Here is a 14,210-nt window from a genome sequence, read left to right as displayed (position 1 = left end):
TACCTTTAAACCGTAGATAAGAGTAGAATATAATCACCTTAAGGAGTCATAAAGATGAAAAGAACTTTCCAGCCCAGCAATACCTCCAGGAAGAGGACCCACGGATTTCTCGTACGCCAGTCGACCAAGAACGGCAGGCTGGTCATCAAGAGGAGAAGGGCCAAAGGCCGCAAGCGCCTCTCCGTGGGCATCGCCACCAAGTAGTTCTTTTCTTGTCCGCAACTGAATTCCCCAAGGAAGAGCGCCTACGCAGGCGCCCCGACTTTCTGCAGTTCAACCAGAACGCAGCCAAGATGCACACCGCGCATTTTCTGCTCCTCTGGAAGGACCGTGACTCCGGCATCAGGATCGGTTTCACCGTGAGCAAGAAGGTCGGGAACGCAGTCATGCGGAACCATATCAAGAGAAGGCTTAGGGAGTTTTACAGGCAGAACAAGTCTCTTTTCATGCAGGCCGATATAAACGTCGTGGCAAAAAAAGGGGCAGAAGTGCTTGATTATCACCAACTCTCCAACGAGCTCGCAGCCGCCCTCGGGCGGCTGCGGAAACGATATGCTAACTAGAATTCTGAAAGGCCTGATCATCCTCTACCAGAGATTCATCTCTCCGTTCAAGGCCTCTTCCTGCCGTTTTTACCCTACCTGTTCACATTATTCCCTACAAGCCTTGGAAAAGTACGGCCCCCTCAAAGGTGGATGGCTGACCGCTGCCCGCATCCTTAAGTGTCATCCGTTCCATCCGGGCGGTTACGATCCGGTCAAATAGTCTCTCAGGAGAATTGCATGGAAAAACGAGTCATCATAGCGGTATTACTCTCTATCGGAGTTCTATACGCTTATTCTTTATTGTTCCCCGCGCCGAAGCAGCAGCCTTTAGTACCCAAGCAGGCCACCATCAGCTCGGCAGCCAATCCCGCAGTCGCCACCGCCCCGGCCGCTGCAGCTACCGCGGCAGCTCAGCCCGCGGCTCCCGCTGCCCCCCAGGCTGCCGCCGCGGCTCGTGACCTGACCGTCGATACCGACCTCTATACCGCCGTCTTCTCCTCGCAGGGGGCAGCACTGAGGAAGCTGGTGCTTAAGAAGTATAAGGACGCCCCCGGCGCCAAGGGCAAGGACATTGTCCTGGTCAACGAGAGCAATCCCGATCGCTTCGCCCTGTTGAGCGAGGCGAGGGAGCTGGGGATCACCCCGGCCACCGTCTTCAACAGTTCCGCTGAAAACCTGAAGCTCGCCGACGGCAACAAGGGATCCCTCGAATTCACCACCGTCACGCCGCAGGGGGGGGTCTTCAAGAAGATCTACAGCTTCTCCGGAAACAACTACCAGATCGGACTTTCCGAACAGCTTCAGAACACCGGGGCCGGAAAGGTCGATGGTGTCTTGCACCTGGTTCAGAAGGACCGTGTCGTGACGCCGGAAAAGGGGGAGGGGAGATACGAGGTTTACGGTCCCGCCACCCTTGCCGACAACAAGGTCAATGCCGAGAAGGTGGAGAAGGTCCAGAAGCCGCTGCAGTTCGACAACAGCGTGATCTGGTCAGCCTTTGGCGACAAGTATTTCGTCAATGCCGTGATCTCCGACAAGGGGAGCATCGCCTCGGTGCGGTTGACGCATCCTTCCACCGATCTCCTGGTGAGGGATCTCTCTTCGCCGGCGCTTTCCGTTCCTGCCGGACAGACCGCTTCCGTGAATTATGCCCTCTATATCGGGCCGAAGGACCTGGACATACTGAAGTCGCAGGGCAACAGGCTGGATGAAGTCATCGACTACGGCTGGTTCGGCCCCATCGCCAAGCCGCTGGTCCACGCCCTGAAGTTCCTTTACAAGTACACCGGGAACTACGGCTTCGCCATCATCATCATCACCTGCATTCTCAAGCTCATCTTCTTCCCGCTCACTCACAAGAGCTACAAGTCGATGAAAGACATGCAGAAGCTTCAGCCCAAGATGGCCGAGCTGAAGGAGAAGTTCAAGAACGATCGCGACGCCATGAACCGCGCCGTGATGGAGCTTTACAAAACCCATAAGGTCAATCCGATGGGCGGCTGCCTGCCGATGGTGGTGCAGATTCCCGTATTCTTCGGTCTTTACCGCGCGCTGATGTACTCCATCGAGCTCAGGCACGCACCTTTCCTCCTCTGGATCACCGACCTTTCCGCCAAGGACCCGTACTACGTGACCCCGATCATCATGGGCGTCACCATGTTCATCCAGCAGAAGATGACGCCGTCCAACATGGACCCGGTCCAGGCCAAGATGATGCTGGCGCTGCCGGTGGTCTTCACCTTCATGTTCCTGAACTTCCCGTCCGGCCTGGTCGTCTACTGGCTGGTCAACAACATCCTGACCATCGCCCAGCAGATGTATATCAACAAATCGGTGAATGCGTAAGTAATGGGCTTAAGGCTAAGGGCTAAAGGCTAAGGGAAACCTTTAGCCCCGTGCCCTTAGCCCTTAGCCGGAGTTTTTCCTATGTACTTGAGAGATACAATTGCCGCAATCAGCACCCCGGTAGGGGAGGGGGGCGTCGGGATCGTCAGGGTGAGTGGTCCGGCTTCCCTGCAGATAGCACAAAGCATCTTCAGAGCAAAGTCGAACGGTGGCCTAAAAAGCCACCGTTTTTCTTATGGTGCCGTGGTCCATCCGCAAAATGGGGATGTCGTCGACGAGGCGATGGTGGTCTACATGAAGGGGCCCAATTCCTACACCCGTGAAGATGTGGTCGAGGTGCAGTGCCACGGCGGCACCCTGGTCGTGTCGCAGATCCTCTCTCTGGTCATTTCCGAAGGAGCGCGTCTGGCTCAGCCCGGAGAGTTCACAAAAAGGGCTTTTCTGAATGGCCGGATAGATCTGGTCCAGGCCGAGGCCATCATGGATGTCATTTCCAGCCGGACTGATGCTTCGCTGGCCCTGGCCCAGCACCAGCGCGAGGGGCTTCTTTCCAAGCGAATCAGCGTGGTTAAGGACGGGATACTGTATGCCCTCGCATACGTCGAGGCGCTGATCGATTTCCCGGAAGATGACGTCGATGTCGCTGTCGAGACTGATGTCATGGCCCGGGTCGAACCGGCGCTGGCCGAACTGGATGTCCTGATCGAGGGTTTTGACGAGGGCAGGGTACTGCGCGACGGGGTCTCGGTCGTCATTGCCGGTAAGCCCAACGTCGGCAAATCCAGTCTCTTAAACACCCTCCTCAAGGAGAAGCGCGCTATCGTGACCGCGGTTCCTGGTACGACGCGGGATGTCATCGAGGAAGTCGTCAACATCAACGGACTCCCCGTGAAATTGCTCGACACCGCCGGTATCCGCGAGTCGGAAGACCAGGTGGAGCAGGAGGGTGTAAGGCTCACCCTTGAGCGGATTCCCAAGGCCGACTTGGTGCTCTTTGTAGTTGATACTTCGAGGCCTTTTACCGATGAGGATGAAGCCATCCTGAAGGCAATCGGATCGAAGAGCATGATCGTGGTCAGGAACAAGTCAGACCTCCCTGCATCGGCGAGCCTGCCTGCGGAACTGACGACGACGGTGGATATTTCAACCGTGACAGGTTCCGGTATCCCTGAACTGCGAAATGCCATCACCTCTGCCTTCATGCATGGCAAGGCAATAGATGGACGTGAGTTCGTGGCAGTGTCGAAGGCAAGGCACCGGGACGCACTGTTGAAGGCGCGTGAATCGTTGCAGCGCTTTGTTTCGAACCTCGGGGAGGGAGTGAATATGGAGCTTCTTCCTATCGATCTCAGGGATGCATTGGATGCGGTGGGGGAGGTTACTGGAGAGACCACCGCTGATGATGTTCTGGACCGGATCTTTTCCAGTTTCTGCATAGGAAAGTAGGTACCGAATTGAAGGCAATGGGTGTGTTTCACGTGAAACAGACGGTGAATCAGGTGTTTGCGGATAAAAAGATTGATTTCTGACTAGGTCTAATCGCGTTTCCTTGTGCCGTATCTGTAAATCGGCCTGATGTCCATATCAATGTAAGAGAGATCGGCCACAACGGCAGGTCCGTCTGCGGCGCCGATCCTGACCCCAGTTCCTCTCTCGGAGGGCGAGGTTATGGCTGAATGAATTGCACCCTTCAATAGGCTTGGGGTGAACAGCGTCATAGTAAGTGGTATTCTGACCGTTCGTGCTGAGCCTGTCGAAGCACGCAAAATAGTGTATTTGAAAATAGCTGACTAACGCAGCTAATCTCCCCGCGGTCCCGTTTTACAGAGGGGTGTGGTATTGGCAGCCGCCCAAGGGTTACCCCCTTTTGGCAACGGAGCTATGTCCAGAACAAAGGTACTGCAACACCATAGGACCTTCCCCCTTTGAAAAAGTGGGATCGAGGTGGATTTTGCCAGCTCAAACAAAGCAAGTCCCCCCTTCCCCCCTTTGTCAAGGGGGGGGAAGGCACAACCTTTTTTTGGGATATAGTTCCGTTTTGCAAAGGGGGGGTAGGTGAGATTTGCTTTTAAGTGACATTTTTTTTGGGTAATGCTCCTTTCATGGGGTTGCTCACGTGGTGATTGGTTCGCGCCCGGGAGGGCGCTCCTACGAATGTAGAGTGACATTGCGGTACTGACATTGCACTTTCGCTGATAGAGATGTTCCACGTGGAACAAAGAGAATAATAAACACTGAAACAGCACTTTGCACAGTATTACCTCGTATTTTGAGAGATGGAGTTCAGCTTGATAGTTTATGACAAAAAATATGACGTCATCGTGGTCGGTGCAGGACATGCCGGCTGCGAGGCCGCCCTCGCGGCGGCACGGATGGGGTGCTCGACCCTGCTTCTGACCATCAACCTGGACGCTATCGCCTTGATGTCCTGCAACCCGGCGATCGGTGGTCTGGCCAAGGGGCACCTGGTTAAGGAGATCGACGCCCTAGGCGGGGAGATGGGGCGTAATATCGACGCCACCGGTATCCAGTTCAGAGTCCTGAACACGAAAAAGGGTCCGGCTGTGCGGGCCTCACGCGCCCAGGCGGATAAGCAGCAGTACCGCCTCCGAATGAAGACGGTCATGGAGCAGCAGGACGGCCTCGACCTGAAACAGGTGGAAGTCACCTCCTTGTTCCTCGATGATGGCGCTGTCGCAGGTGTAGATACCAGGGGGGACGTGAGATTCCTGGGCAAGACCGTCGTCCTCACCACCGGTACTTTCATGCGTGGCCTCATCCATATCGGCCTTGTCAATTATCCCGGCGGGAGGGCAGGGGACCTTCCCTCCATCGGCCTCTCGGACAATCTTGGCGAGTGCGGCTTCGAAGTGGGCAGGCTCAAGACCGGCACGCCCGCCCGTCTCGATGGCAGGACCATTGATTTCAACCGTCTGGAGCCCCAGTACGGCGACGAGCGGCCGATCCCTTTTTCCTTCTCCAATGAAAGGATCGACCAGCCGCAGGTCCCTTGCCATATCGCCTACACGAACCCCAGGTCGCATGACATCATCAGGAGCGGCCTCGATCGTTCCCCTCTTTACGCGGGGATCATCGAAGGGATCGGCCCCAGATATTGTCCTTCAATAGAAGACAAGGTAGTGCGCTTTCCGGAGAAGGACCGCCACCAGACCTTCATCGAGCCTGAGGGCCGCGATACGGTAGAAGTTTACCCGAGCGGCATGTCAACCTCGCTACCCATCGACATCCAGTGGGCCTTCTACCGCAGCATCGAGGGGTTGGAGCGCGTTGAGATCATGCGGCCGGCGTACGCCATCGAGTACGATTATGTGAACCCCATCCAGCTTCACGCCTCGCTGGAGACGAAGCTGGTCCCTAACCTCTATCACGCGGGACAGATCAACGGCACCTCCGGGTACGAGGAGGCGGCGGCTCAAGGGCTGATGGCCGGAATCAATGCTGCGCTCCGGGTACTGGGGAAAGAACCTCTGGTGCTGGGAAGGAGCGAGGCCTATATCGGGGTCATGATCGACGACCTGGTGACGCTCGGGACCAAGGAGCCATATCGGATGTTCACCTCTCGGGCCGAGTATCGCCTTCTCCTTCGCGAGGATAATGCGGATCTCAGGCTGAGGGAGAAAGGGCACGCCATCGGTCTCCTTCCTGATGAGCTGTATAAGGCCTTCCTCGCGAAGAGGGAGATGATTGAGAGCGAACTGGAGCGGCTCTCTGCGCAGAGGCTGGCACCGTCGGCGGCAGGGGACGATCTCCTGGAAGAATGGGGTCTGGTTGGGATGCAGAATGCCATAAGTTACGAACATCTGCTCCGCCGCCCGGACTTTACCTGCCACGATCTCGCCAGGATCTATCCGGAGATCATGGAGCTCCCGGAAACGATAAGGGAGCAGTTGGAGATCCAGATAAAGTACAAAGGGTACATCGGTCGGCAGTTGGAGCAGGTGGATAGGGCGGCTAAGCTGGAAACGGCGGCCATCCCCGCGGACATGGATTACGCCAATATCTCCGGTCTCTCCACGGAAGTTCGCGAGAAATTGGTGCGATTCAAGCCCGACACGCTGGGGCAGGCTTCCCGCATTCCGGGCGTCACTCCCGCAGGGATCACCATCCTGTCGATCGCGCTGAAGGCGAGGGGGGCGAAATGAACCAGGCTGCAAAGGATCATCTCAAGGCTGGTGCAGCGGAATTGGGGCTCGTCCTATCCGGCGCGCAGTTCTCGAGCCTCAACACCTTCGCGGAGGAGCTGAAGAAGTGGAACCGGAAGATAAATCTCACCGCCATAACCGATGATGAGGGGATTGCGGTGAAGCATCTGGTCGATTCGCTGAGCCTGCTGAAGGTTGTGCAGGGTAGGGGTCGCCTGCTCGATATCGGTTCCGGCGGCGGCTTTCCGTGCATCCCGGTCAAAATCGCGCTGCCCGAACTGGATGTCGTTTCGGTCGATGCGGTGGTGAAGAAGATTAGTTTTCAGAAGCAGGCTGCTCGTCTGCTGAATCTCGATCATTTCAATGCGATTCACGTTCGCGCTGAAAGTCTTGCTGCCGACTATGCCGAGTCCTTTGACTGGATAGTGTCGCGGGCATTTTCCGACATCCCCTCATTCGTTGCCATGGCGCTGCCGCTTCTAAAGAGTGATGGACGTATCATTGCCATGAAGGGACGCACTGCAGCCGAAGAGGTGGCTGCTGCCGGGGAAGCTCTGGCCGGGATGGGGGTCGAGGTGGAAAGTGTGGTAGACTTTCCGCTTCCGGTGCTCGGCGACGCCCGATCACTGGTAATTATGATTAAAAAATTGTAACAACATGAACAGGTCCTCCCTAATGAGCAAAAAGGGGTCAAATTTCTAACCTTCATCGAAAGGCAGCCTTATGGGTGCGGTGGGTCGAGAAAAGGCGCTGTGGGGGAAATTTGAAAGCCTATTTTTTAGGCAAAAAGGGCCGGTTTCACGGGAAACGCGCCGAGCGTCTTCCTCCTGAGCCTGACATTGTAAAATTTTAAAATATTCAGCCCCCACCCCCTTGCCCCCTCCCTCAAGGGGAGGGGGATGGCACAGTCGAGGCGGAAGGGAAATGTCCTGTTGAGATGACGAAGATGGTCGTTGAAGAGGACCAGAAAAGTCCTGTTGAGAATGACGAAGATGGTCTCGTCGAGGGGGACGGGGGAGGTCTTCTGGACGCGACAGGTGAGATTGTATTCAAACGATGTTCGGAAGAAGGAGCAATAATTTTGACAACTAGCTCCTTTCTATGTTAGATATAAAAACTTTTTTTGTTTACGGTCCAAATTTTTAACATAGATCAGAGGGGGAAGGAAGACCATGCATCATTTTCAGTACAAGGGTGACGAGCTTTACGCAGAAGAGGTCGCGATAAAGGATATCGTCGCCGCTGTTGGCAGCCCGGTCTACGTCTACTCGCAGGCCACTCTCGAAAGACATTTCAAGGCGATGGACAATGCCTTCGCTTCGGCGCCGCATACCATCTGCTACTCGGTCAAGGCCAACTCCAACCTGGCCGTCCTCAAGACCTTCATCAATCTCGGTGGCGGTGTCGACATCGTCTCCGGCGGCGAGCTCTACCGCGCCCTTTCGGCCGGCGTTGATCCGAAGAAGGTAGTTTACTCCGGCGTCGGCAAGAGGGATGACGAGATCGCCTACGCCCTTGAGAGCGGCATCCTCCTCTTCAACGTGGAGTCGGAGCAGGAACTCGACAGGATCAATGAAGTTGCCGGGCGCATCGGCAAAAAAGCAGGCATCGCCATCCGTGTCAACCCGGATGTCGACCCTGAGACTCACCCGTACATCACCACCGGCCTCAAGAAGGCCAAATTCGGCATCAATATCGAGCGCGCCCTTGAGCAGTACGGCCGCGCCAAGAAGATGGCTAATCTCGACATCCTCGGCATCGACTGCCACATCGGCAGCCAGCTCACCAAGGTATCCCCCTTCGTCGACGCAATCAAGAAGCTGAAACGGCTTCTGGACGGCGTCAAAGATATGGGCATCGACATGAAGTACCTCGACCTCGGTGGCGGACTGGGCATCCAGTACAACGACGAGGTGCCGCCGCTGCCGGATTACTACGGCTCGTCCATCCTGGCGGAAACCAAGGACCTCGGCCTGCACCTCCTCTTCGAGCCGGGCAGGAACCTGGTCGGCAACGCCGGCATACTGGTCGGCAAGTGCCTCTACACCAAGAAGGGCGAGGAGAAGAACTTCGTCATCGTCGATGCCGGTATGAACGACCTGGCCCGTCCGTCGCTGTACGGATCCTTCCACGGAGTCAAGGCCGTCAATAAGAACCAGGATGGCGTCATCGAGGGCGATATCGTCGGTCCGATCTGCGAGTCCGGGGACTTCCTGGTCAAGGACCGCGAGATCCCGAACTTCAAGCAGGGCGACCTGATCGCCTTCATGTCCGCCGGAGCCTACGGCTTCACCATGAGCAGCAACTACAACAGCCGCCCGCGCGTCGCTGAAGTGATGGTGAAGGGCGGCAAGTTCGAGATCATCCGCGAGCGGGAGAAGGTCGAAGACCTCATCAGGGGCGAGAAGATCCCGTCGTTCCTGTAGCAGAGTGATACTCCCCCCTTTGAAAAAGGGGGGGCGGGGGGGATTTGATTCTGGGTTCAACTGATTCAAAATCTCCCTGAATCCCCCTTTTTCAAAGGGGGACTTACCGAGGAAAGGGGAGGGGAGGAAGGTCGTATCGGCCCCGGCCCAGACAAAATTGTTATAACTAGCGGCACCACAAGGAGGTAGCCCATGTTCAAGGGAAGTATCGTTGCCATCGTGACTCCGTTCAACAACGGTGCGGTCGATGAAGAAAAACTTCGGGAACTGGTTGAATTCCAGATCGAAAACGGGACAGACGCCATCGTGCCGTGCGGCACCACCGGCGAGTCCTCCACCCTCGATTATCACGAGCACGACAGGGTCATCGAGATCGTTGTCGAGCAGGTGAACAAGAGGGTGCCGGTCATCGCCGGTACCGGCTCCAATTCCACCAGGGAAGCCATCGAAATCACCAGGCATGCCAAGGAACTAGGTGCCGACGGCGCTCTGCTGGTGACTCCGTACTACAACAAGCCCTCGCAGGAAGGGCTCTACCTGCACTACAAGGCAGTGGCGGACGCGGTAGCGCTTCCCCAGATCCTCTATAACGTTCCGGGGCGTACCGGCGTTAACCTGCTCCCCGAGACCGTTGCCAGGCTGTCGGTGCATGCCAACATCGTGGCCATCAAGGAGGCCACCGGGTCCCTGCAGCAGGCCTCGGAGGTGCTGGCACTTTGCGGCGATAACCTGACCGTCCTCTCAGGTGACGACTTCATCACCCTTCCGATGATGGCTGCCGGCGCCAAGGGGGTCATCTCCGTCACGGCCAACATCATGCCGAAAGAGGTTTCCTCGCTGGTCGACGCTTTCTTTGCCGGCAATATGGAGGAGGCCAGGAGGCTGCACCTGTACCTGCTGAAGATCTCCAACGCCATGTTCATCGAAAGCAACCCCGTTCCGGTCAAGACCGCTGTTGCGCTGATGGGCAAGTGCAGCGACGAGGTCCGCCTGCCGCTGGCTCCGCTCATGGAGGCCAACAGGGCCAAGCTGACCGCGATCATGAAAGAATACGGCCTCATCTAAGGAGTCGACGGAAATGATTAAAATAGCTGTCTGCGGAGCCGCAGGACGCATGGGCGGGCGCATCATCGCCGCCGTGAAGGAATCGGAAGGAGTCGAGCTTTCGGGAGCCCTGGAGCGTCCCGGCCATCCCATGGTCGGCCAGGATGCAGGACTCATTGCCGGCCTCGGTTCGATCGGAGTGGCCATCAGCGACGACCTGAACGCAGTGGTGCAGGGGTGCGACGTGCTGATCGACTTCACCGCGCCCAAGGTCTCGCTGAAAAACCTGGAAGTCTGCGCACTCAACCGCAAGTCCATCGTCATCGGCTCCACCGGTTTCACCCCCGAGGAGCGGGCGCTGGCCGCCGAACTGGCGCGCGAGGTCCCCATCATCATCGCCCCGAACATGTCTGTCGGTGTCAACGTCTGCTTCAAGGTCCTGGCCGACGTGGCGAAGATCCTCGGTGACGATTTCGACGTGGAGATCGTGGAGTCTCACCACCGCATGAAGAAGGATTCACCCTCCGGTACCGCGGTCAGGATGGGCGAGGTCGTAGCCAACGCGCTGGGACGCGACTATAACAAGGTCGCGAACTACCACCGCGAGGGGATCTGCGGCGAGCGGACCCATGAGGAGATCGGCATGCAGACCGTCCGTGGCGGCGACATCGTCGGCGAGCACACCGTCTACTTCATAGGCATGGGCGAGCGGATCGAGATCACCCATCGCGCCCACACCCGCGACATGTTCTCCCGTGGCAGCGTGCGTGCCGCAAAGTGGGTCGTGACCGCGAAGCCTGGCGTGTACGACATGCAGGACGTGCTGGGACTGCGATAGTCTGACAAGGGACTTTAAGTCCCCCTTAGAAAAAGGGGGATTTAGGGGGATTTGGTTTTAGGCAGTAGAAGGCAAATCCCCCCTGCCCCCCTTTTTCAAAGGGGGGAGATAAAAGAGAATGATTTTAAAAATAGATTTTGGAGGAACAACGTGGCACTGATTAACGACAACTACCTCAAACTGAAAGCCGGCTACCTTTTCCCGGAGATCGGGCGTCGCGTGCGCGGTTTTGCGGCGGCTAACCCGGAAGCGAAGGTCATCAGGCTTGGCATCGGCGACGTGACCCAGCCGCTGACCCCGACCATCCTCAAGGCGTTCCACGACGCGGTCGATGACCTCGGGAAGGCCGAGTCCTTCATGGGTTACGGCCCGGAGCAGGGCTACGATTTCCTCATCGAAGCGGTAATCGAGAACTCCTACAAACCCCTGGGCGTCGAGCTCAAGAACACCGAGATGTTCGTTTCCGACGGCTCCAAGTGCGACTGCGCCAACATCCTCGACATCTTCGCCCTGGACAACACCGTTGCTATCGGCGATCCCGTCTACCCGGTCTATAACGACACCAACGTCATGATCGGGCGTACCGGCGAGGCCAACGACAAGGGCTACTACAAAGGGCTGGTCTACATGCCCTGCACCGAGGCCAACGGCTTCTTCCCGGCTTACCCGGAGGAGAAGGTGGACATGATCTACCTCTGCTTCCCGAACAACCCGACCGGCGCCGTGGCCACCAAGGATCAGCTGAAAGGGTGGGTCGATTACGCCCTGGCCAACAACTCCGTCATCCTCTTCGATGCGGCGTATGAGGCTTTCATCACCGATCCGTCCATCCCGCACTCCATCTACGAGATCGAGGGCGCCAAGAAATGCGCCATCGAGTTCCGCTCCTTCTCCAAGACCGCCGGCTTCACCGGCGTGCGCTGCGGCCTGGTGGTCGTCCCGGAAGAACTGGAAGGGACGACCTCGACCGGCGAGAAGTACAGCTTCAACAAGCTCTGGCTGCGTCGTCAGACCACCAAGTTCAACGGTGCCTCCTACCCCGTGCAGAAAGCAGCAGCTGCTGTCTACACCGAACAGGGGTGGAAAGAGACCAAGGCCAACATCGATTACTACATGGAGAACGCCCGCATCATCCGCGAAGGTCTGGCAGAAGCCGGGCTGACCGTATATGGCGGCGTCAACGGCCCCTACATCTGGCTCAAGACTCCGGACGGGCTGAGCTCCTGGGATTTCTTCGACAAGCTGCTTACCGAGTGCCACGTGGTCGGCACCCCCGGCAGCGGCTTTGGCCCGAGCGGGGAAGGTTACTTCCGCCTCTCCGCCTTCGGCCACCGCGACAACATCATCGAGGCGGTCGAGAGGATCAAGAAGAACCTGAAGTAAAGATTAGCTAGGAGCGGCATCCGTGCCGCGAATACAGCGAATACAACGGAAGGTATAACAGGCATAAAGAAAAGGCGGCCCGCAAAGGGCCGCCTTTTGTCGTTTCTGTATCATGTCGAATATGTTAACTGCTGCTCTCCCAGTTCCAGCATCTTCATGAGCTCGCGGTTGAATGCTGGAAGGTCGCCAGGCTCACGCGAGCTGATCAGGTTGCCGTCCACGACGACCTCGGTGTCCTGGTACTGGGCCCCCGCCTCCCTCAGCTCGGTTACCACGGTCTTGTAGCAGGTGCACTTGCGTCCCCTGACGAGCCCAGCCGAGATGAGTATCTGCGGCCCGTGGCAGATGGCCGCGACCGGCTTGTTCTCATTCATGAAGGTGCGTGCTATCTCCTGGACCTTCTGGTTGTCGCGAATGGCGGCCGGCGCCTTTCCTCCCGGGAGGAGCAAGAGATCGTAATCCGCGGGAGAGCATTCGTTGAAGACCTTATTGACGGGGACTTCATAGCCGTGCTTGCCGCGGATGGCATCGCGCTTGTCGGAAGCGACATCCACCGTGTACCCTGCCTCGCGTAGCCTGTAGAGAGGAACCAGGAGCTCGGTGTCCTCGAAGTCGTTGGCGCTAAGAATCAGAACCTTCTTTCCAGTCATTGAATCCTCCTTCGGGGCTGAAGACGCATAAATTTAGATCCCATCATTGTCTCTCTCGCGCAATATCTTTCAGCCCCGACCACCAGTGTACCAACAAATCACCTGCTGTACAAAGATAGCTGTCGTCCCGAAGGGTAAGAAAAATCTACGGAATCAGGCGAAAATGGATTTCATTTACATGAATAAGCAGCTGTGCTACGGTTACCCTAGAGGGGGCAAATACCAACTGGAGAGGCTGACGGGGAGGTAAGGAAATGAGCGCAATGGGATATATCTTCTTGGCGTACGCAATATTGACAATCGTGCTTGTCGCGGCCCAATTGAGAGCTTACTGCCAGTTCATCAAACGGTGACAGAGAGGAACCTAGCAGTGGCAATTCGCATTAGTCGCGGCGGAGGTAGCAGAGCCGGGTCAGAAGATCCGGTTTTTTTGTATTTTAGACCAGCGTGGCAAATCACCTGACCACCGTGTACCCATCTCTGGGGTCCCAGCGGTAGCCCTTTCCGCTCCATATCGCCTCGATCGTCTTCCAGTCCAGCCCTAGCCCTTTAATATCTTCACAGACGTAGTAGGCCGGCATGATCTCATCATCATCGATCCGGCCGTCACCGTTGGTGTCCGCCCAGTGGTAGGATCCCAGGGTAATCGTGTCGCTGCCGCCGACTGCCTCCGTCCGGGTCGCTCCGGCGGTGCGCACGACGATCTCTCCTCCCAGCCGGGCCTCTTTATGCAGGGGGTTGGCAGCGGCGCGCAAGGTGTATGAAATGGTCAGCGAAGCGTTACCGCTGGGGACGAGCCATTTGGCGACGGACCCTGAGGAATCGGCTGCGGAGCTTGCAGGGAGGGAGCCGACCAGGTGGAAGCCATCGGGGATCCTTTCCTTCAGGATGAAGCCGGCGGTGTCGCCTTTGAGCCTGATAACCTTGATCTGCACGGGGATCACTTCCCCCGGGGCGGCGAATTTCGGTGCCCACCTGGTGGCGGTCGGAACCGGCGACGGTTCGCGGGTGAATAAGAAGATGACGATAAACAGCGACACCGCAGCCAGCGAGGCGATGGTGACCCGGAAGCGGGTGCTCCGTCCTGGCTTCGAAGGTGCCGCCGGAACGTCTGCTACCTCCTCCGGCCGTGTTATCTCGTGTAAATCGACCTCGAGGGCGCGGGCCAGCTTTTCCGCATTCTCCCTCTTGATGGAGGGATAGCGGTTATTCTCCCAACGGGAAATGGTATCGGTGGTGACGCCGACCACGCTCGCCACGTAGAGCTGGGTAAGTTTCTTCGCTTCCCGGATATTCCTCACCCGTGACCCGTCTAT

The 14,210-nt window shown here is 57.3% G+C and carries 13 protein-coding genes; 11 read left to right on the top strand and 2 right to left on the bottom strand.

The window, feature by feature from the left end:
* The first annotated feature begins 54 nt into the window (after positions 1-54).
* From rpmH to AC11W3_RS13490, 11 genes are all read left to right on the top strand, one after another.
* On the top strand, positions 55-204 hold the full coding sequence (gene rpmH / locus AC11W3_RS13540; RefSeq protein ID WP_484088878.1) for a 50S ribosomal protein L34: 150 nt from the start codon (positions 55-57) through the stop codon (positions 202-204).
* Between the two features lie 8 nt (positions 205-212).
* Complete coding sequence (gene rnpA, locus AC11W3_RS13535; RefSeq protein WP_484088879.1) at positions 213-563, top strand: ribonuclease P protein component; 351 nt, start codon at positions 213-215, stop codon at positions 561-563.
* A 1-nt stretch (position 564) separates the two neighbouring features.
* Positions 565-765, top strand: a complete 201-nt coding sequence (gene yidD, locus AC11W3_RS13530) for a membrane protein insertion efficiency factor YidD (protein WP_484088889.1) — start codon at positions 565-567, stop codon at positions 763-765.
* A 17-nt stretch (positions 766-782) separates the two neighbouring features.
* The gene (gene yidC / locus AC11W3_RS13525) at positions 783-2,390 is read left to right on the top strand and encodes a membrane protein insertase YidC (RefSeq protein ID WP_484088880.1); all 1,608 of its coding nucleotides are present in this window, start codon (positions 783-785) and stop codon (positions 2,388-2,390) included.
* A gap of 81 nt (positions 2,391-2,471) precedes the next feature.
* Positions 2,472-3,836 (top strand): tRNA uridine-5-carboxymethylaminomethyl(34) synthesis GTPase MnmE, encoded by a 1,365-nt coding sequence (gene mnmE / locus AC11W3_RS13520; protein ID WP_484088881.1) that lies wholly within the window; start codon positions 2,472-2,474, stop codon positions 3,834-3,836.
* Positions 3,837-4,666: 830 nt separating this feature from the next.
* Positions 4,667-6,553 carry a tRNA uridine-5-carboxymethylaminomethyl(34) synthesis enzyme MnmG gene (gene mnmG, locus AC11W3_RS13515; RefSeq protein ID WP_484088882.1) on the top strand — a complete coding sequence of 629 codons (1,887 nt, stop codon included), beginning with the start codon at positions 4,667-4,669 and terminating at the stop codon, positions 6,551-6,553.
* Positions 6,550-7,206, top strand: a complete 657-nt coding sequence (rsmG, locus tag AC11W3_RS13510; RefSeq protein WP_484088883.1) for a 16S rRNA (guanine(527)-N(7))-methyltransferase RsmG — start codon at positions 6,550-6,552, stop codon at positions 7,204-7,206. The genes mnmG and rsmG overlap by 4 nt, the downstream gene beginning before the upstream one ends.
* A gap of 519 nt (positions 7,207-7,725) precedes the next feature.
* Positions 7,726-8,979: a diaminopimelate decarboxylase gene (gene lysA / locus AC11W3_RS13505; protein ID WP_484088884.1), complete on the top strand. Its 1,254-nt coding sequence runs from the start codon at positions 7,726-7,728 to the stop codon at positions 8,977-8,979.
* 192 nt (positions 8,980-9,171) lie between these two features.
* Positions 9,172-10,044 (top strand): 4-hydroxy-tetrahydrodipicolinate synthase, encoded by an 873-nt coding sequence (gene dapA, locus AC11W3_RS13500; protein WP_484088885.1) that lies wholly within the window; start codon positions 9,172-9,174, stop codon positions 10,042-10,044.
* Positions 10,045-10,057: 13 nt separating this feature from the next.
* Positions 10,058-10,861 carry a 4-hydroxy-tetrahydrodipicolinate reductase gene (dapB, locus tag AC11W3_RS13495; RefSeq protein ID WP_484088886.1) on the top strand — a complete coding sequence of 268 codons (804 nt, stop codon included), beginning with the start codon at positions 10,058-10,060 and terminating at the stop codon, positions 10,859-10,861.
* 150 nt (positions 10,862-11,011) lie between these two features.
* Entirely contained in the window at positions 11,012-12,244 is a 1,233-nt protein-coding gene (locus AC11W3_RS13490) for an LL-diaminopimelate aminotransferase (protein ID WP_484093156.1), read from the top strand.
* A gap of 110 nt (positions 12,245-12,354) precedes the next feature.
* Here the strand turns inward: AC11W3_RS13490 and AC11W3_RS13485 are convergent, their stop codons facing one another.
* Positions 12,355-12,894, bottom strand: coding sequence for a type 1 glutamine amidotransferase domain-containing protein (locus AC11W3_RS13485; RefSeq protein WP_484091762.1), 540 nt, complete (start codon positions 12,892-12,894; stop codon positions 12,355-12,357).
* 455 nt (positions 12,895-13,349) lie between these two features.
* On the bottom strand, positions 13,350-14,210 hold an 861-nt coding region (locus AC11W3_RS13480; protein ID WP_484093155.1), incomplete at its 5' end, for a helix-turn-helix transcriptional regulator.

It is taken from the genome of Geomonas sp., assembly GCF_056994735.1.
The sequence above is the reverse complement of the archived record's forward strand: the minus strand, read 5'-3'. Positions and strand labels throughout refer to the sequence as shown.

Excerpts from the sequence above, each read along its gene's own strand:
- rpmH (WP_484088878.1), top strand. The coding sequence starts at position 55 with ATGAAAAGAACTTTCCAGCCCAGCAATACCTCCAGGAAGAGGACCCAC.
- yidC (WP_484088880.1), top strand. The coding sequence starts at position 783 with ATGGAAAAACGAGTCATCATAGCGGTATTACTCTCTATCGGAGTTCTA.
- mnmE (WP_484088881.1), top strand. The coding sequence starts at position 2,472 with ATGTACTTGAGAGATACAATTGCCGCAATCAGCACCCCGGTAGGGGAG.
- mnmG (WP_484088882.1), top strand. The coding sequence starts at position 4,667 with ATGGAGTTCAGCTTGATAGTTTATGACAAAAAATATGACGTCATCGTG.
- rsmG (WP_484088883.1), top strand. The coding sequence starts at position 6,550 with ATGAACCAGGCTGCAAAGGATCATCTCAAGGCTGGTGCAGCGGAATTG.
- lysA (WP_484088884.1), top strand. The coding sequence starts at position 7,726 with ATGCATCATTTTCAGTACAAGGGTGACGAGCTTTACGCAGAAGAGGTC.
- dapA (WP_484088885.1), top strand. The coding sequence starts at position 9,172 with ATGTTCAAGGGAAGTATCGTTGCCATCGTGACTCCGTTCAACAACGGT.
- dapB (WP_484088886.1), top strand. The coding sequence starts at position 10,058 with ATGATTAAAATAGCTGTCTGCGGAGCCGCAGGACGCATGGGCGGGCGC.
- AC11W3_RS13485 (WP_484091762.1), bottom strand. The coding sequence starts at position 12,894 with ATGACTGGAAAGAAGGTTCTGATTCTTAGCGCCAACGACTTCGAGGAC.